Source organism: Winogradskyella damuponensis, assembly GCF_039538385.1.
GTDB classification, from domain to species: Bacteria; Bacteroidota; Bacteroidia; order Flavobacteriales; family Flavobacteriaceae; genus Winogradskyella; species Winogradskyella damuponensis.
In genome coordinates this window covers 228,271-246,975 of record NZ_BAABCB010000028.1, presented here as the reverse complement: position 1 = coordinate 246,975, position 18,705 = coordinate 228,271, and the positions used below count along the sequence as shown (strand labels likewise).

The following is an 18,705-nucleotide window of genomic DNA, read 5'->3' as shown; positions in this document are numbered from 1 at the left end:
TGATAAATGCAATGATAACAAAAGCTACTCTTGGTTAGAGTAGCTTTTTTTTGTTATTTGATGACGACTTAATTCATCCCAAATTAAAGTCCGTGTTTTTTCATTTAATGCTTTAGTATCTGTAGCCTTTAAACCATTTGTTGGCAAAAAATGATGAATTTTGGCTCGCATTTTACCAGGACCTCCACTAAAAAAAGTATATGAAAATCGCTTTTTATTATCGTAGAAAGTTATTGGTACTACAGGTATTTGATGGTTAATTGCCAATCGAAACGCTCCATCTTTAAATTCATCTAATAAAATATGCTCTTCTGGTACACCACCTTCAGGAAAAATACAAATACTTACTCCCTGTTTTAAGCGTCGTTGTGCTCTTAAAAAAACAGCTTGTCTGCTTTGAGCACTACTTCTATCTACTAAAATACAGGTACGTTTATAAAAGAATCCAAACAATGGAATTTTTGCGAGTTCTTGTTTTCCTACAAAGACAAAAGGATTCTTAACAGCCACCAGCATTAGCATAATATCTGCCATAGAAGTATGATTAGCTACAAACATGTAACTTTTATTAGGATCAGGCATTTCTTCTCTTATGATTTTATACCCAAAACCCATACCTATTAAAATAAACTTAGACCAAATGCGTGCTAGTTTAAAAAAATACCGATACCATTCCTCTCTAGAAATAGAGATAATTAATAAAGGAAACAATACAATAATTGGGATAGCTACCAAAATGTAGAACCAAATGCGATATAAAAGCCAAAATGGATATTTCAAAAATGCCATAGCATCAAAACTAATTAATTAAATTAAATGACTTCTTATAGTTCTACTAAAAAATTTACCTTTGTTTATAATTTAAGTTTAATTTAAAGAGATACCTGCTTACACAGGTAATGTTATGGCAAGAATACTAACAGGAGTACAAAGCACAGGCACACCGCATTTAGGAAATATATTAGGTGCAATTTTACCAGCAATAGAAATGGCTAATGATGCTAAAAACGATTCATTTTTATTTATCGCAAATTTGCATACGCTAACACAAATTAAAGATGCTGAAGAATTAAGAAATCACACTTATTCTGTTGCTGCAACTTGGCTAGCGTTTGGGTTAGATATTGAAAAAACCGTATTTTATAGACAAAGTGATATTCCGCAAGTAACGGAACTCTCTTGGTATTTAAGTTGTTTCTTTCCTTACCAACGTTTAACATTAGCGCATGGATTTAAAGATAAAGCCGATCGTTTAGAAGACGTTAACTCTGGCTTATTCACCTATCCAATGCTTATGGCTGCGGATATTCTGTTGTATGATGCAGAAATCATTCCGGTTGGAAAAGACCAATTACAACATATTGAAATGACACGTGATGTCGCCTCTCGTTTTCATGCTAAAATGGGAGAAGCTTTTGTTTTACCTGAAGGAAAAATACAAGAAAACGGCATGCTTATTCCTGGTACAGATGGCGAAAAAATGAGTAAAAGTCGCGGTAATTTTATTAATATCTTTTTACCTGAAAAACAATTACGTAAAAAAATAATGTCTATTGAAACCGATAGTACACCTCTTGAAGAACCAAAAGACTGGACAACATGTAACTGTTTTGCTATTTATAGTTTGTTAGCTTCTGAAGCTCAAATTGCAGAAATGAAGGCTAATTACGAAGGAGGAAATTACGGTTATGGCCACGCCAAACAAGCCTTGTACGAATTAATCTTAGAGCGTTTTTCTAAACAAAGAGAACGTTATAATTATTATATGAATAATCTTGATGAAGTTGATTCAGCATTAGCAAAAGGTGCCGCTAAAGCAAAATTGGTTGCAGACGACGTTTTGAAACGTGTTAGAGAGAAAGTAGGCTACTAATTATTTATTGCGACCTATAAACGACTGACTTTAATTTATAAGTTTTTTGGTTACTATATTGCCATTATCTAACTTAATATATGCAATATACACACCTTTAGCAAAGTTAAATGGTGCAACTAAAGCTGTTGAATTATTAGGTTTATAATTAACCATTTGCTTACCGCTTATATCAAAAATCATTAGAGCTTCTATACGCGCTGAAGATGTAACATAGCATTTAGCATCGTTTATATAAGCAAATGTATTTAAAGTCCACACATCAATATCTGAAAGTGTTAATGGCGACGTGTACCTCAATATAAAACGATCATTATACTCACCTACTTCACCTACAAAATTGTATGGTGATGTTCTTAAATTATGAATAATACCCGTATAAGTATCTTCTAAAAAAATAGCTTGCTCTTGCTCTACAAATACACTTCCTTGTACACTTCCTATAGCAATTGTGTGCACACCATTATTAGCAATCTCAAAACCTAAAGGCACGCTATTGCTCTCTAAAAACGGCAATGGCAAACCTTGTATCACCAGTTTTTGATGATTAGAAATTAAAGAATATAAATTAAGTCCGCTTCCATTAGTATAAGCATCATAGAGTCTATCCTTACCTTCAGTTGCTCCATCAACATAACCTATTAAAGTACTCTTAATATTATTATCATTAGCAATGCTTAACCACACCAATTGTTTTTCACTTTCATTAATGGCCTCATCTAAATTATTTCTATAAAACTGAGAGTTGTTATAGCTATTTTCAGCAGCATCATAACGCATATCATTTGTAAACTCTACTGTGCTCGTATTTACAGAACTTTCCATTACTTGCACAAAAAAGCCCTGACCAGACGCAATATTTCTATCAACACCATGATAAGGGTCTGATGAGCCCACACCATTGTATGTAATATATTGATCTCCATAATTGGCTACAAAATTTTCGTAAAATGGACTGTCCACGGAATTTGACACCTCATTGGTATGCATCCATAGATCAACACGACCTTCAATATTAGTATTATTAGCTAAAAACTTATCTGTATTTATAGCCGAAGGATATGGATTACCAATTAAGTTCCAATGTTTATTCTCTTGTTCATCAACAGAGGATCCAGATTTAAATACAGAAACACTCACTGTTCCATTATTTGGCACACCTTCAAATTCGGCTGTAAATCCGTTCGTTGCTTGATCATTAGTCACTCTTAGAATGTAACCTTTACCTGCTGCCATTGTAGTATTAGCCGCAGACACCCAATTACCAACTTCTCCGTTAGCATTATCTTCATTGACAAGCCATTGATAAGCTGCGGTATTTAAAATACCTGAAAGATTAAATTCATTAACTGGAGCCGACCAATACACATAATCATTTTGATGTAAAGTACTAGCCTCAACGTTTCGTCTTACTATAATATCACCACTATTTAAATTAGAGTCACTATTTTTTATTTGTACTAAACTAGCATCGTTTTCAATAATAAAAGTACCAGCAGGCACCTCCAATGTCCCTTCACTTGGATTTGCTGGTATTAATGGCTCTACAATTAAAGAATTATAAAGTGTCATTGTTGAACCTGCAGATAATATTACATTTTTACCAGCAGATACTGTACAATCACATCCAACCACATTAGCAATTTCATTATACTCAGCTGCAATTATTAAGCTTCGGTCATCATTAGGCACAGAAATATTATTTTCTGTATAAATTGAGGGTAAAACCCAATTGGAACCATCCCAATAAGTAGGTGTACCTCCTTCTGAGATGATAAAAGGTAAATCTACAGCACCATAACCGTTTTTAACTCGAACTCGATAATCAGTATCTTCAAGATCTGCACTCGTTAATCCTGCTGGTATACTAAACGAATTAGATGATTCTCCTAAATTTACATTGTTTCTAAACCATGTATAAGAAATAGTTTCATTTGGATCACTCGTAGGTGTACCTTCAATATCTCCTTGCGCTGTAAATGTTAAGTTAGAATTTGAAGGTAACCGGCAAATAAATCGCGAAACTGGAGATTTTAAAATCACTGGAGATTTAATAGCAAAAGAAGCCTTATTATAAGACATAAAAGCCATATCTGAAGAACCACCAGCACCCATATTAATATTATCAATATCATTAATATCAGCATTAACTGAACCATCAATACCAAAATCTTCTAAGCTTAAAGCCGCCATTCTAAACCCTCTGGTTTGCCCATTTCCAAAAGATGCTGTAGTAGGTATCGCAGTCTGAAATGTAGAATTAGAAGAGGTATCTAATCTATAAAAATCTACTTTCCATTGATATAGCCTTGTATTATTATTTCCGTTAAATGAAAGTTTAACAGGTCTTCCAACAACATTACCATTGACATCAGCATAATAATACACATCACTACCACCAGGTTGTGCCATTTGTGTGATTAATAAATCGGGGATACCATCACTAACAGCCCCAACATCACCGTTACCACTGTAAAATCGTATATCAGCATCATCATTAAAATTTGCAATTCCCGTGCCTAAATCTAAACCATTATCTCCATCTATAATAACATCATATACTGTCTTTCTTACGGCATTATTTAACACTATTGAACCTGAATGACCATCAATTTTATCAGCAAAACCTATGTAATTATTAGAGTTAGGCTTACCACTAACTCCATTTGTAGAATAGGCTTTAAAATTTTGACGCTTATACATTGTACTTGTGGCAGAAACATCTATACCCAACGCGGCTAATTTAGTTTCTAACAATGCATCATTAACACCTGTAGAAAAGATAACATCACCTGTAGCACCTCCAAAACTCATCTTAAAACCTAGTAATACATGGCGGTCATTTGGAAAGGTTGAAGAGTCACTAGACACAAAATCGGATGATTTCCAAAAATTATCCCCATTACCATCTTTGTCCCATGTCGTATATACTTCTCTAACCCTATTTACACTATTATACGTTATACTTTTACTCGTTGGTGCAATATAATTTATTTGATCATTAACACCAGAGTCTATTGTAGCGCCAGACACAGAAAATATTTTTATCTGATCCGATGTAGAGTTTGTTGTGATTTTAACGGTCATCTCAGTTGGACTAACATACGTTTTTTCCCCCTGCCCGGTATAACCGGTATCTATATTATGTTGCAAACCATCATAAAATCCTGTGCCTATTATAGTTATTTTACTACCCGTTGTAACTCTTGTAGGAAATACGTTTGTTACGGTTTGAGCAGATACGACTAGAGGTAGTAAAAATAAAACGCTTACAGCGAGACATTTCAATAAGTTGATACAATTTTTAGTATACATAAATTTAGGCGCCATAATGTAGGAAACATATCAACTTCTAAAAACAAGTCTTAAAGTTGAAAATCGTTATAGTTCTTCTTATTGAGGGGTTACAAAGATGTAAAAAAAATCAGATAAAAAAAACAATATAAACGTTAATGTGTAACAAACTAACGATAAAGTGATTTATTTTGAAAGAATTTTATATAAAAATTGCACAACTAATATTTCAAGTCACTACTATTAAAATCACCTTATAAAGAAGCTTAAATAACTCATCACAAACAACTTAATCGCAACCAACGTAGCATTTATTTAGAAGGTTAGCCTATCTTTTTTTTATTAAATGTTATACAAAAGAATAGTTTATTATTTAAAATGATAAAAACTCTCAACAACTATAATTACAAGTCTAAATTTAGTTGCTAGCTATACAAGCACTATTTCTTTATAACAGGAACACTTTTAGTGTTTCCATATAAGTCCATCACTTTTAAAAAGTATATACCTTCACTAATTCTAGAAAGGTCTAAATGATTGGCCTCAGATTTAGATAAAATTAACTGCCCTAAATTATTAAACAACTGTAATGATTTTAAGGTTGTTTCAGACTTTACATGAATAATACCTGTTGTTGGGTTTGGATACACCTCTAAAGCTTCAATGTCTTTATCTTTAATCGATAAATTCTCTGAATTGAAAACGATTTCAAACCTATCTTTAAATTCTCCCATTTGTGAATAAAAACTGTAGTGTTCAGCATTTAAGTTATGGACTACGTTTAATAATTTATCACGTAGATAAATGGTATTATTTGTTAAGAAATCTCCTTCTAATTGTGGAATAGAAATAGTGTAAACGGTAGTATCATCTACTCCCGAATAATACGCAAACGGTATAATTTCATTAAGATTTAAGTCATTTGGGTTTTTCCCTTGAATCGCAAATCTTCTGGTATCATTTTCAATTTCAGTAAATAAAATTGAGGTGTTCCCACCATGCAGACTTCGAGTGGCATCAAAAGAAAATCCATCAAACCCATCACTAGCACCATCAACATAAGCGATAAGTATTTGGTTAAAAATACCGCTTTCAGTGGTTAGATTCAACCATAATCTGTTGGTGTTTGTTGTTATATTAGAGCTTCTAAAGAACTGATTATTACTTATTAAATCCGCTTTACGCATACTATTATTAAACGTTAATGTTCCGTTAGATAAGCCTTTTACAAAAAACCCTTGACCAGAAGGAATTGTGTTGTCGCTGTTAGGAATATTATTAACTGTTAAAGTACCATTACCAGCAATATTTCCACTACCAACAGTAATAATAGCATAATCGTTTGCATTAAAATTTAAACCTTGATTACCATCGTTGTTGTTATCTGGAGGACTAGCATGAGACCATAAATACGCAGACCCACCAATAAGACCTGAGTTTAATGCATATAGATCATTAAAATCTATAGCACTAGGATAGGGATTACCAATTAAATTCCAATCATTGTCAGTGGCTAAGCCATTAACATAAATGGGTGTTTCTATAATACCATTATTAAATACACCTTCAAAAGTGGCTAGATAAGCACCTGGGAAAACACCAATAGGAGAAACCGTTGCTGCATAGCCTACTCCTGGAGTCATAATGGATGCTGCAGTTGCTATTTGCCAGTCATTACCATCATCATCAATATCATCGCTACCAAGAATTGTGTTATTAGAACTATCTAAATATTGATCTAAATAGTTTTGTGCATTGTACCAAAAACGTCGGTTTGCAGGTGCAATATCTAAGGCATCACCTACGGTTTCATCCACAATTGGTGAACTCCAATAGGTATAATCATACCAATTATTAACAACAGTGGTCTGTTTATTTACAAGCGCATTACCTCCAGGATTAAGAATAAATGCATTTTCTAAATCTAAATTCTGAACAAATGCTCCATGAGTTTCTACCCAAAGATTACCATTTACAGTTGTATTACTTTCTACTTCTACGAATGTTGCATTTTGAATAAAAAGTGTTGCACTGGCATTTACAACTAATTCACAGGCACTAAAACTTCCGTTAAGCAGCGTGTCGTAGTTGCCATTAATTATGGCTTCTGTATTAATATCTGGATTACCATTACTCCATGTTGTGCCGTTCCAAGTCGTACTACTAGAGCAACCACAAGCGAGTATAATTTGTTCTTGATTAGATAAACTACCACACTCGTTATATGCCGTATGTGTTACGATATAAGTACCTGATCCAGAAAAAGTATAGCTTGGGTTGGTGTTTGCTAAATCAGTACCAGAACCCGAAACCTCAGGTATGCCATCATTATCAAAATCCCACTCATGGGTTTCGTAGATTTCAGTAGCTTCAAATGTATATTCTAAACAGTCTGATAAAGAAGTCGTCGTAAATGTTGCATCTGTTGGTGCTTCATTTAAAACTGTAATATTGACTGTAACCGTATTATCAGGGTCATTTATATTATTTGAGGCTGTGGACGCAGGTGTTGTAGTAGTATTTACAAACGTCAACGGAAACGTTCTGTGCAACTCTAATTCTATTGAGTTTTCAAGGTTACTTAGTGTTATTATAGAACCATTGCTATTTATAGCATTTATGGTATAATTTACAGATGCTGGTAATGTATTTAAGATACCGTCCGTATAAGCACTTGTAGTATCATCTAAATCTGTTAATTGAATTCCGTTGGTAATATCCCACCATTCGTATTGCATATTAGAGACTGAGCATAAATCTATACCAATGTTTTGCGTGGCTCCACAATCTACAATGTAATTATTTGGTGTATCTTGTAAATGGTCTTCTATTAATTCTACTCTGTCTAATGCCAAGAAATAATATTCTCGAGCGGTCGCATAAGGTCTACCAGAATTAATATAACTATTCCCTATGGCGTGGCTAAAAACTAAAAACGAATTAGAATTATCTATGGTTGAAGGTGAATTAAATGTAGTCACGGTTTGAGACCAATTAAAATCTATCGCATCATCATTAATAAGTAACGTGCTATTATTGTAGAAATTATGCTCTACTGTACCACTCACGCTAATTAATTGTGTATCTCTATCATGTACATACCGAAGATTGTAATTATCTATATCACTATCACTATCACTTAATCTAACATCTAGACCAATATTGGGTTGCGCATTATTAGAGGGAGTATTAGTGCCAACATAGGCTGGATCTATACCATCACTTTTATGATATGATAGAAGGTATTTTACATTGGGTTGTAATGTAACAGCTGTCATAGTACTTTCGGATTCAAATGCCGAGTTAGGACCAGAATTATAAGGAAGCTGATTTCCATAAAAATTAAATCTTCCACTAGAAGAACCCGTATCTGGTAATGAAATTGTATTTCTTCCAATACTAAAACTTGAACCAACAGGGTCACATGTGCTACTGTCGTCTAACATCCATTCCGTTGTTCCAAACTTAAATCGCCAACCAGGTATGGTATTAACATTGTTACCACTAGAATGTCCAAATAAAATACAAAAACGAGAAGGATTATCTAAAAAATCAATTTCTGGGTTACATATTAAATTACAACCACTTGTGTTTACACATCCAAAGTTTGGACACATCGTCACTTTAATGTTTACAAAAGTGTTATTTCCTAAATTGCCATTAGTATCTTTTGGTTGGTAAACAAGCTGAAAATCACCAACGGCATTGGGAGTTATTTCAAAAGTTCTATTTGGAGCAACGCCTGTAAAAGCTGTAATTAAATCACCGTTTAAACTTAAGTTAGAAACTTCTAAAGCTAAACCAAGACTAGATATATCATTACTTAATAAATCTTGTTCAAGGATATTTAATGTATTTCCCTGGCAATTTTCAATTGTTGGTTGTGCTATTGGATTTTCAAAATCATTGATTCCAAAAACTTGAGCCTCACAACCCGAATAAGCGATAACATTACTAGTGTTATTGGTTATGGCAGTAATAATTGCAGGATTTCCAAACTCTATGATGTTGTTGTTACCAAATTGAGTATATAAATTATAATTTAAACTACATAATATATCAAACTCTTGTGAGAGCGGTCTTCTTGAAGTTTCAGCAGCAATGGCATATGCCATTATAAAATCATTAAGTGGATAGTTACAGTCATTATTTAAATCTACATGACTTAAACTTGATCCATTAGAAAAAACCTGTGGTGAATGCACTGGTAAATTATTATCTCCTAATCTAATTTCCGAGGTGCTTGGACAGCCATTTGTTATGGTGTTAATAGGGACCGCACTATTAAAACTCCAGTCTAGACCAAGAGGTACAATTAAATTATCATTTGTATCTGTATGTAGTAAATTATCATATTTTAAAAAAGCCCTTCCATTTTTGGGGTTTCCGAATTCGTCTATACCTGAAGCAAAACCCAATGCATGCATAATTTCGTGTAATAAAACAGCATACATGTCAAATGCATTTGTTCCAGTAATTCCAGTGGGATTATTGAAATCACTGTACCAATCATGAAAAAAGTTAACGCGTATTAAACCATCCCAATTATCGGGATCATTAGATCCAGAATTTATGGCTTTCCAAACTTCACCTTCTACAATAGTACCTACTGCAACACCTGAGTAATCATAATATGAAGATGCTGATGCTAACACACCACTGTTAACAGACATGGATTGCAGCTCTATCTTTACAGGTTCTACGACACCTGTTGATGGACTTTCTATAATTAACTGCTCTAAATCCGCAAAAATCTGTGCAATGACATTTCTATAGGCTGAATTGTTATCAAAATCTTGAATGCTATTATCAGATATTTGATCCGTTAAATAAATGGCAAACAAACCTTCTGGACTAATATAATCTGGTGCTAAGGGTATTGCCCTTTGTTGACCAGCAATATTAGGGTTTATATTTTTTTGTTTTTCATTACCAAAACGATCTACAAAAATATTATCTGGATTCTCCGTTGTATGAAAAGAGCTTCTTGATTGAGCCGTCTGACTAGTATCCTCTAACTCACCACAAGTAAAAACTGATAATTCTTGATGTTGTGCAACTAAATTAAACTGAAATAAGAAAAAACAGATAACATAAAAATACTTCATAAACCCAAACACTACTATAAGCTCACAAAAGTATAAAAACGACATTATCTTGTAAGCTTTTTCTGTATCAAAAGTGGTTTATATCGTTGTATTGTTAAATAACCTCAAACAGTTTTCCTGGTAAAGGTCTTACAACACCTTTCAATTCCATGTTCAATAAAATACCTGCTATTTTATACGTTGGCATTTCACATTTAATGGCAATGACATCCAACAACTCTTTGTTATTTTCTTTTAGAAAGTTGTAAATAATTTTTTCATCGGGTTCTAGTTCTACAAATAGTTGTTGTTGTACAGGTTGCTTCTTATTAGGTTCTAATTCCCAATTTAGCATATATGGTACATCTAAAGGATGAGATAACAAATGGGCTTTCTGAAATTTTATTAAGTTATTACAACCCACACTTTGACTATCAGTAGTTCTTCCTGGTACAGCAAAGACTTCTCTGTTATAAGAATTAGCAATATCTGCTGTGACTAAGCTGCCTCCTTTTTCGGCAGATTCTATAACTATTGTAGCTTCACTAAGTCCTGCTATAATTCGGTTTCGTTTTAAAAAGTTATTTCTATCAAAGGTATCTGAACTCCAAAAATCGGTATAAAACCCTCCGTATTTTTCAACATCTGCCACGTACTTTATATGTGCTTTTGGATAAATTTGATTGAGGCCGTGTGCTAAACACCCTATGGTTTGTAAATTCTGTTTTACAGCTGCCTTATGAGCTGTAATGTCTGTACCATAAGCAAATCCAGAAACAATTATGGGGTTAAATGGAGATAACGCTTCTACTAATTTTTCACAGAAGGCGATACCGCTAGTGGTAATTTTTCGGGCACCAACAATACTAATAATACGTTGTTCTTTTAAATTAATATTACCTGATTGAAATAGTAAAATCGGACCATCGATACAATGCTTTAAACGTTCTGGATAAGTGTCCTGAGTAAAATAATGTACAATAATATTATTGTCTTTTATAAACTTTAATTCTTCCTCAGCTTCTTCCAAATGAATCTTATCAAAAAGGCCTTGAATAGTAATGCTACCAATACCATCAATCTTTAAAAGCTTTGTTTTCTTTTCTTTTAAAACCGCTTCAGCAGATCCGCAATGATTAATCAATTTCTTAGCCGTTGTAGCTCCAATTTTGGGTACATGTTGTAAAGCTAAAGCATAAATTAATTGTTGGTCTGTCATTGAAAACTAAATACTTAAGAAAATTAACCGTCTTTACACGAATATAATTATTTAATTCTGAATGGATTTGAAATCTTCCTAAACAGAAAGCATAATGAAAACCATTTGGATAATCCCAATCAAAAAAAAACAAAATTATTTCAAAAAAAAAGTCATTGTAAATTCCAAGAAAATCAATCACATAGGCAACTATTTATTTTGATGTTAATAACTATGCTGCACTTAATTTCATTCAGAAATAAAAATTTTTAACTTTGCGTCTATATGCAGTTAGAGACTTACATTAGCGACCTATTATACCGTTACGATTGTGTTACCATTCCTGAGTTTGGAGCATTCTTAACGCAACGTGTTTCGGCAAAAATTCACGAAACCACTCATACGTTTTATCCTCCAAAAAAAGCTTTGTCTTTTAATGAGCAGCTACAACAAAATGATGGTTTATTAGCAAACTATATTGCTGAGGTTGAAAAGATACCTTACACAACAGCTTTAAATAAAATTTCTAAGCATATAAAGTCTATTAAATCCTTTTTAAATGAAGGAGAAACGATTCAATTTAAAAATATTGGTGAGTTAAAGTTGAATGCTGATGGTAAAATTGAGTTTAATCCATCTGATCACATCAATTATCTTACAGATGCTTTTGGTTTATCTCACTTTACATCTACAGATGTAAATCGTGAAGTTTATAGAGAAACGGCAGAGGCTGTTGAAGAAACTGCACCTATTGCGTTAACTCCTCAAAAACGTTCTAATCGTAACTGGTTAAAATATGCTGCTGCAGCTGTCCTATTTTTAGGCTTAGGTGGCTTTGGTGCTGCAACTTACTACAATAGTACTATTGAAAACCACAATCAATTAGCACAAGAGCAAGCTAATGAGCAACTTGATGCTAAAGTACAAGAAGCAACTTTTGTAATTAGTAACCCATTACCTGCCGCAACATTATCTTTAGAAAAGCAAAGTGGTAATTACCATATTGTTGCTGGTGCTTTTAGAGTAGAAGCTAATTCAGAAAAGAAAGTTAAGCAACTAAGAGACAATGGCTTTAAAGCTCGCAAAATTGGTACAAACCGCTATGGTTTACACGAAGTAGTTTATGCTAGTTTTGAAACTAGAGAGGAAGCACAACGCGAACTATATAAGATTCGTCGTGAACATAACCGAGATGCTTGGTTATTGATAAAAAAGCTTAAATAGATTTTTAAGGCCCATTTTACTACTCTACTTTTTAACTTTAGGTAAAACATATTTACACGGAGATTATCAATTAGTCTTCAGTAATATTACTTTTTAGTTATAATAATGCCACCTTCATCCTAAATTCGTTCTATCTTTGCACAAATTTTAAAAATCTATGCCATCTAGAACCGCATTTCAGTCTAAAACCATTGTTACCGATTTGGTATTACCAAGCGAAACTAACCCTATCAATAATCTTTTTGGTGGCGAATTGTTGGCTCGTATGGATAGAGCAGCTAGTATTGCTGCTAGACGACACTCTAGACGTATTGTCGTGACAGCTTCGGTTAATCATGTTGCCTTTAACAGATCTATACCTTTAGGTAGCGTTGTGATGATAGAAGCTAAAGTGTCACGAGCGTTCACCTCTTCTATGGAAGTGTATATGGACGTTTGGATTGAAGACAGAGAGTCTGGCGAATGTGTAAAGGCTAATGAAGCTATTTATACTTTTGTTGCTGTAGACGAAACAGGACGACCTGTAAAAGTGCCTGAGCTGGTCCCAGAAACCAAATTAGAAAAACAGCGTTTTGATGCTGCGTTACGTCGTAAACAATTGAGTTTAGTTTTGGCTGGCAAAATGAAACCTTCTGAAGCGACTGAGTTAAAGGCGCTTTTTGAGTAATAAAAATAACCTCTTTTATTTATTGTCTAGCTAACCAAGATTCTGGATTCAGCTTTAGATTGTTTTTGTAAATTCTAAAATCGAGAAGCGTTTCACCTGTAATCTTATTGCTAAAAACCTTACCTATAACTTGTCCTGTTGTAATCTGATCCCCTTTTTTTACATAGAGTTTAGAAAGGTTATGATAGATTGTTATGTAATCACCATGTCTAATTAAAATGGTTGGGTTTCCTCTTTTCATAACATGGATAGAAGATACTACACCATTAAAAATTGCTTTAACATCGGCATTTACCTCCGTGGCAATCTTAATTCCCGAATGGTTTACCTCAACTGAACTGTCTGTTAATGATCGTCCTTTTCCAAACTTAGCTTTCACAACACCTCTAGCTACTGGCCAACCTAATTTACCTTTATTAGAAGCAAAATTTGCTGCTAATTTTTTAGCTTCAGGTGTTAAAATAAACTTTCCGGTAGATGATTTTTTACCCGTTTTTTTATTGGCTGCAGCAATAGCTTCAGCAATTAAACGATCTATTTCTTTATCTAAACGGTCTGCTTCTTGTTTTTTAGCTTTTATCTGAGCAGCAAATTTGCTCATGTCAGATTTAATAGAAGCCATCAAGGTTTCACGTTGTTTTAGTTCGCTTTCTAATTCGCGTTTAGCAATTCGGTTTTCTTCAATAAGTTTTTTCTTATCTTCTTTTTGTTTAGATAATTGAATATTTAAATCTTGAAGTTCCTTTGTTTTTATTTTTATAGCTTCTCCTTGCTCTTTCTGATAATCTCTATACTGTCTTATATATTGAAGGCGTTTATAAGCTTGTTGAAAATTGCTTGACGACAATAAAAACATCACTTTACTTTGCTCTGATTTGCTTTTATACGATTTTACAACCATAGCAGCATAGTCGTCTTTTAACTCTTGCAACTGCGTTCTAAGACTTGTAATTTCTTTTTGATTCGTATTAATTTCTCTAGTAAGTAAATTGGCTTGCTCGTTAGTAATTCTAATTAAATTTTTTCTAACGTTTACTTTGTAGTTAATATCCTCAATAAGCGTAATTGCTGATTTTTCTTCCTTCTTTTTAGTAAATAACAAAGCATTTATTTGCTTCATTTCTCTTAAAACTTGTTGACGTTGAAGCTCTAATTTTTTTTGTTTATCGCTTTGTGCGAATAACGACGAACAGGACAGTAAAAGTCCTATTATTAGTGTAGTATAGAAACGATATTTAGTCATTATTTAATTTCAATTTCTTTATAGCCTGAAGGAATATTAAACGGAAAACGAACCTCTTCATTCAAAGATACCGATTTAAATTCCATGGTAATAGTAACTTGGTCAGAATCGTCAACTGCTACTATTCTTATATGCTGTGGTAGTATTTGTTTTTTCACTTCTTGATAAGATGAATAATCTACCTGAAGCATTCTTTTTTCAAACTGTTGCTGTAATTGCAAGCTATCCATTTTAAAATGTGATGGATTTATAAGGTAGAATAACTCTATCAATGCATGCTGGTCTTTTGGACTTAAAGCATAAGAATTATTATTAACAAAAACTTGGTGAGGCTCGTCATTAAGGTCATAGATCGTCTGACCTAAAAGGATGTTTTGTACTTTCATAAAATCGAGATCTATACCTACAACATCACTTAATAGTTTATAATCACCATCAAAATATTCGTTATCTAACTTGTTATAAAACTTTACTTTATCCGGAGTAATCATCATACGTGCCATACCAATTGGTGCACTTAACCAAATCACTTTATCCTTTTCCATTCTAAAGCTAAAAGTAAATCCTTGCTCGCTATCTCCTTGGATTAATTCAATCTTAACTCTAGCATTCATTGTTTTAAAATCAGCATCGTTCTTTTTGTGCTGTTTTATCACTTGCTTAGCCGAGAGTTTATCACTAGCTACTCCAGAAGCTATAACGCTTTTGGTGGAACCACAGCTGAATGCAAATGCTATTAAAATGACACTTAGTATAAGTTTCAAATTATTATATACTTGAGGTAACTTCATTAATTATTGGGCTTTTAAGGCTTTTGCCTTTTTAGCAAACGTTTCAGATTTACTAATATTATTTAAGGCTTTGTAGGCTAAACTTAATTCCGAATAAAAATCGGCTTCCATATTTGGATTATCGATTAAGAAGTCTAGTCCCATTTCTAAATTATCGATAGCTTTTTTATATGCTCCCAAATTATTATTTGCGACACCGTTTACCAAATATAAAATTGGTTGTGCAGGATATAATTCTAGAGCACGCTCACTATCTATTTTAACCGCATTATAGTCCTTAATATCTAATTGAAGTAGTAATACGTCTTTTATTAATTTAAAGTCGTTAGGGCTCTGTTTTAAAGCTTCTTTAAAATTTGTAAGCGCTTTAACCTTATCGCCTGCTTTTAAGTAATAATGTCCTAAATCGCTATGGGTTTGTGCGTCTTTGTTATCGTCTATAAGTGCTGTTATATCTATTAAATCTGATTCGTAGTCGGGATTTCTAGCCACAAAAGCCACAAAATCTTTAAGCACTTTGGCTTTGGCATCTGCATTTATTTCTGGACTTGTTAAAACAGTTCTTACAGAGTTGATGGCTTCATCTATCTTATTATCTTGAAGATAAAACTTATACAATGCCAAATGCGCAAATTTTGAATCTGGCTTTACTTCTAGCAAATTTTTGGCAGCTTTGTAAGCGTTTTTCTGATCGCCTGTTTGACTATACCTGTAGATGAGTTTTAAGTGGTTATCTTCGTTATTAGGATTGTTTGCAATACGTTGTTCTAAATTTTCAATACGATCGTCTGCATTGCCTGTAATGCTATAAATATCGTTACGCATGGCGTCTCTAGAATCGCTTAAACCATATTCGGCATCTAATTCATCTAATAAATCTAATGCTTGTTTATACTTTTCTTCTCTAACGTAAAGTGCTGCCAAATCCTCTTTATAATCTGGATGATATTTTACCAATTGCCTAATGGTTTTTAAAGCATTTTTAATATCATCTTGCTGAAAATACACATCGTAAAGCTCATCTAAAAACCAAACATTGTCTGGCTGCATACTAATGGCTTTCTTTAGGTTCTCTTCTGCAGCTCCAAAGTTTTTTAGCTTATTGTAGTTTTTACCAAGCTCAAAATAGATTACAGGAAGTTTACTATTAAGATTTAAGCATTTATGAAGTGCGTCTACGGCTCTATCATAATTCTCAATACCTTTTTGCTTTAAAGCTTCAAAAAAGTGTTCTTGAAATTCGTCTTCAACATTTCCTAAATCGTCATCTGGACGCTTGTTAAAATCAACTTGAGCATAAGTCGTCTGCGGAACGATTACCATTCCGAAAAGAAAAACGAATATTAAGATAAATGTCTTATTCACTTTGTTGTTGCTTTAGCAAGTCTTCAATCATTTCAAATTTTTCTAACACTTCAAATTTTTCACAAGATGCCTTCATTGTATTTCTAAAATAATTGGCTTCTTCTGGTAAGTTTCCTCCAGCGTTATCAAATGTATTTTTATCTGGCCACTGTGCATATGCAAAAAAGTTTAGTGCATCTTTTTTATGTAATCGAGAGCCCAAACTTCCTTCGTATTTGTAAATCAACGTTGTTAATCCTTTCCAAGATTCAATGAATTTATCTTCTTGATTAGGTTTTATTTTAATTGTGTACAATATGATATACATAGTTGCTAAATTTAAATAGCACGATTATTCTATTTCAATAATTATTCCATAATGGTATAATCACCAATACTAATCTTTGTAAACTCGCCGTTATATGTAACGTGGTTACCAATCATTGCTTCGTCTAAATTAGCGTTTTTAATAGTAGTTTGGTTTTGTATTAAGCTATTTTTAACGGTTGAATTTTCTATGACACAATCTTTACCAATAGAAACATAAGGTCCTACAGTTGTATTTTTTAAAACCGTTCCTTTTCCAATGTAACAAGGCTCTATCACTTTTGAATTTTCTAAAACAACAGAATCATCAATTAATTGCTCTTCATTGTCAGACGTTAAGAAGCCTAACATTTTAGCGTTGGTCTCTAAAGTAACAGCTTTGTTTCCACAATCCATCCACTCATCAACAGTTCCTGTTTTGAAGATTCTTCCATCTGCCATCATGCGTTTAATACCATCATTAATTTGGTATTCGCCTCCATTCATTATGTTTTCATCTAAAATCTCTTGTAACTTCTCCTTTAAAACAGCCACATCTTTAAAGTAATAGATACCTATAACGGCTTGGTCACTTACAAAAGTTTCTGGCTTTTCAACTAATTCAACGATATTTTTATCATCATTAAGCTTTACAACACCATAAGCTTCAGGATTTGCAACGCATTTTGTCCAGATAACACTATCTGCTGTAGGATCTAAATCAAATTCTGCTCTAATTAATGTATCTGCATAAGCTATTACAGCAGGGCCAGAAAGTGAAGGTTTTGCACTCATAATAGCATGACCTGTTCCTAAAGGCTGATCTTGTCTGTAAATAGATGCTTTTGCTCCCAAACCTTCTGCCAATTCTTTTAAACTTTCTACGACCTCTTCACCAAAAAATGCTGGGTCACCAAGAACAAAAGCTATTTCTTCAATAGGTTGCTTTAAAACTTTAGCAATATCTTTAACCAAGCGATGTACTATCGGCTGACCTGCAACAGGTATTAAAGGTTTTGGTACGGTTAAACTATGTGGTCTTAGGCGAGATCCTCGACCTGCCATTGGTACTATTATTTTCATCGGAAAATTTATTTTTCGTTTCCACAATAGTGGAAATCTTTTACTGTTAAACTTTATTTACGTTTTTTGGTTACGATTAAATAACCTCATCTAAAATCGAATAATACCTACAAGGTTTTTGAAACCTTGCAGGATATGCTTTATCTATTTTGTTCCAGTACTCCCAAAACCACCTTCACCTCTATCGGTTTCAGACAATTCTATGGAGTCTACCCATTCGGCACGTTCGTGTTTTGCGATGACTAGTTGTGCGATACGTTCACCATTCTGAATTTCAAAATCCTCATTAGAAAGATTTACTAAAATGACACCTATTTCTCCTCTATAATCTGCATCTATAGTTCCAGGTGCATTTAATACTGTAATCCCTTTTTTTGCAGCCAATCCGCTTCTTGGTCTTACTTGTGCTTCAATACCAACAGGCAATTCTATATATAAACCTGTACCAACAATACTGCGCTCTAAAGGCTTTAAAATTCTAGACTCCGATAAGTTAGCACGCAAATCCATACCTGCAGAAGCAATAGTTTCGTAATGTGGTAATTGATGATTTGATTTATTTATTATTTTAATTTTCATTTTAAATTTTATCTAA

Annotated in this window: 13 protein-coding genes; 3 read left to right on the top strand and 10 right to left on the bottom strand. The window is 33.3% G+C overall.

Features of this window, described 5'->3' with window-relative positions; genetic code table 11:
- Window positions 1-24 precede the first annotated feature (24 nt).
- The gene (locus ABD730_RS14575) at window positions 25-789 is read right to left on the bottom strand and encodes a lysophospholipid acyltransferase family protein (RefSeq protein WP_334468746.1); all 765 of its coding nucleotides are present in this window, start codon (window positions 787-789) and stop codon (window positions 25-27) included.
- A gap of 115 nt (window positions 790-904) precedes the next feature.
- Between ABD730_RS14575 and trpS the strand changes: the two genes are divergently transcribed.
- Window positions 905-1,873 (top strand): tryptophan--tRNA ligase, encoded by a 969-nt coding sequence (gene trpS / locus ABD730_RS14570; RefSeq protein WP_215926510.1) that lies wholly within the window; start codon window positions 905-907, stop codon window positions 1,871-1,873.
- 30 nt (window positions 1,874-1,903) lie between these two features.
- Here trpS and ABD730_RS14565 read toward each other — a convergent pair whose 3' ends face one another.
- The 3 genes from ABD730_RS14565 to dprA form a co-directional block, all read right to left on the bottom strand.
- On the bottom strand, window positions 1,904-5,188 hold the full coding sequence (locus ABD730_RS14565; RefSeq protein ID WP_344715633.1) for a T9SS type A sorting domain-containing protein: 3,285 nt from the start codon (window positions 5,186-5,188) through the stop codon (window positions 1,904-1,906).
- Window positions 5,189-5,607: 419 nt separating this feature from the next.
- A complete protein-coding gene (locus tag ABD730_RS14560; RefSeq protein WP_344715631.1) occupies window positions 5,608-10,275 on the bottom strand; it encodes a T9SS type A sorting domain-containing protein in 4,668 nt (1,555 codons plus the stop codon).
- 94 nt (window positions 10,276-10,369) lie between these two features.
- A complete protein-coding gene (dprA, locus tag ABD730_RS14555) occupies window positions 10,370-11,473 on the bottom strand; it encodes a DNA-processing protein DprA (protein ID WP_334468738.1) in 1,104 nt (367 codons plus the stop codon).
- 264 nt (window positions 11,474-11,737) lie between these two features.
- Here dprA and ABD730_RS14550 point away from each other — a divergent pair, with 264 nt between their 5' ends.
- Complete coding sequence (locus ABD730_RS14550; protein WP_334468736.1) at window positions 11,738-12,676, top strand: HU domain-containing protein; 939 nt, start codon at window positions 11,738-11,740, stop codon at window positions 12,674-12,676.
- A gap of 157 nt (window positions 12,677-12,833) precedes the next feature.
- Window positions 12,834-13,343: an acyl-CoA thioesterase gene (locus tag ABD730_RS14545; RefSeq protein WP_215926500.1), complete on the top strand. Its 510-nt coding sequence runs from the start codon at window positions 12,834-12,836 to the stop codon at window positions 13,341-13,343.
- Between the two features lie 19 nt (window positions 13,344-13,362).
- On the opposite strand, the gene ABD730_RS14540 is transcribed toward ABD730_RS14545, so the two are convergent.
- From ABD730_RS14540 to dut, 6 genes are all read right to left on the bottom strand, one after another.
- Window positions 13,363-14,586, bottom strand: a complete 1,224-nt coding sequence (locus ABD730_RS14540; protein ID WP_334468733.1) for a murein hydrolase activator EnvC family protein — start codon at window positions 14,584-14,586, stop codon at window positions 13,363-13,365.
- Window positions 14,586-15,377 carry a lipoprotein insertase outer membrane protein LolB1 gene (lolB1, locus tag ABD730_RS14535; RefSeq protein ID WP_215926496.1) on the bottom strand — a complete coding sequence of 264 codons (792 nt, stop codon included), beginning with the start codon at window positions 15,375-15,377 and terminating at the stop codon, window positions 14,586-14,588. The genes ABD730_RS14540 and lolB1 overlap by 1 nt, the downstream gene beginning before the upstream one ends.
- A gap of 3 nt (window positions 15,378-15,380) precedes the next feature.
- Window positions 15,381-16,742 carry a tetratricopeptide repeat protein gene (locus tag ABD730_RS14530; protein ID WP_344715626.1) on the bottom strand — a complete coding sequence of 454 codons (1,362 nt, stop codon included), beginning with the start codon at window positions 16,740-16,742 and terminating at the stop codon, window positions 15,381-15,383.
- Window positions 16,735-17,049, bottom strand: coding sequence for an antibiotic biosynthesis monooxygenase family protein (locus ABD730_RS14525; protein WP_344715624.1), 315 nt, complete (start codon window positions 17,047-17,049; stop codon window positions 16,735-16,737). Before ABD730_RS14525 ends, ABD730_RS14530 begins: the two co-directional genes overlap by 8 nt.
- 41 nt (window positions 17,050-17,090) lie before the next feature.
- Entirely contained in the window at window positions 17,091-18,110 is a 1,020-nt protein-coding gene (locus tag ABD730_RS14520) for a sugar phosphate nucleotidyltransferase (RefSeq protein ID WP_344715622.1), read from the bottom strand.
- A gap of 144 nt (window positions 18,111-18,254) precedes the next feature.
- The gene (gene dut, locus ABD730_RS14515) at window positions 18,255-18,689 is read right to left on the bottom strand and encodes a dUTP diphosphatase (protein ID WP_215926490.1); all 435 of its coding nucleotides are present in this window, start codon (window positions 18,687-18,689) and stop codon (window positions 18,255-18,257) included.
- Window positions 18,690-18,705: the final 16 nt, after the last annotated feature.

Bases quoted from the DNA above. Each gene is read 5' to 3' on its own strand.
- ABD730_RS14560 (WP_344715631.1), bottom strand. From the start codon at position 10,275: ATGAAGTATTTTTATGTTATCTGTTTTTTCTTATTTCAGTTTAATTTA.
- dut (WP_215926490.1), bottom strand. From the start codon at position 18,689: ATGAAAATTAAAATAATAAATAAATCAAATCATCAATTACCACATTAC.
- ABD730_RS14540 (WP_334468733.1), bottom strand. From the start codon at position 14,586: ATGACTAAATATCGTTTCTATACTACACTAATAATAGGACTTTTACTG.
- ABD730_RS14545 (WP_215926500.1), top strand. From the start codon at position 12,834: ATGCCATCTAGAACCGCATTTCAGTCTAAAACCATTGTTACCGATTTG.
- trpS (WP_215926510.1), top strand. From the start codon at position 905: ATGGCAAGAATACTAACAGGAGTACAAAGCACAGGCACACCGCATTTA.
- ABD730_RS14550 (WP_334468736.1), top strand. From the start codon at position 11,738: ATGCAGTTAGAGACTTACATTAGCGACCTATTATACCGTTACGATTGT.
- lolB1 (WP_215926496.1), bottom strand. From the start codon at position 15,377: ATGAAGTTACCTCAAGTATATAATAATTTGAAACTTATACTAAGTGTC.
- ABD730_RS14565 (WP_344715633.1), bottom strand. From the start codon at position 5,188: ATGTATACTAAAAATTGTATCAACTTATTGAAATGTCTCGCTGTAAGC.
- ABD730_RS14525 (WP_344715624.1), bottom strand. From the start codon at position 17,049: ATGTATATCATATTGTACACAATTAAAATAAAACCTAATCAAGAAGAT.
- dprA (WP_334468738.1), bottom strand. From the start codon at position 11,473: ATGACAGACCAACAATTAATTTATGCTTTAGCTTTACAACATGTACCC.
- ABD730_RS14575 (WP_334468746.1), bottom strand. From the start codon at position 789: ATGGCATTTTTGAAATATCCATTTTGGCTTTTATATCGCATTTGGTTC.
- ABD730_RS14520 (WP_344715622.1), bottom strand. From the start codon at position 18,110: ATGAAAATAATAGTACCAATGGCAGGTCGAGGATCTCGCCTAAGACCA.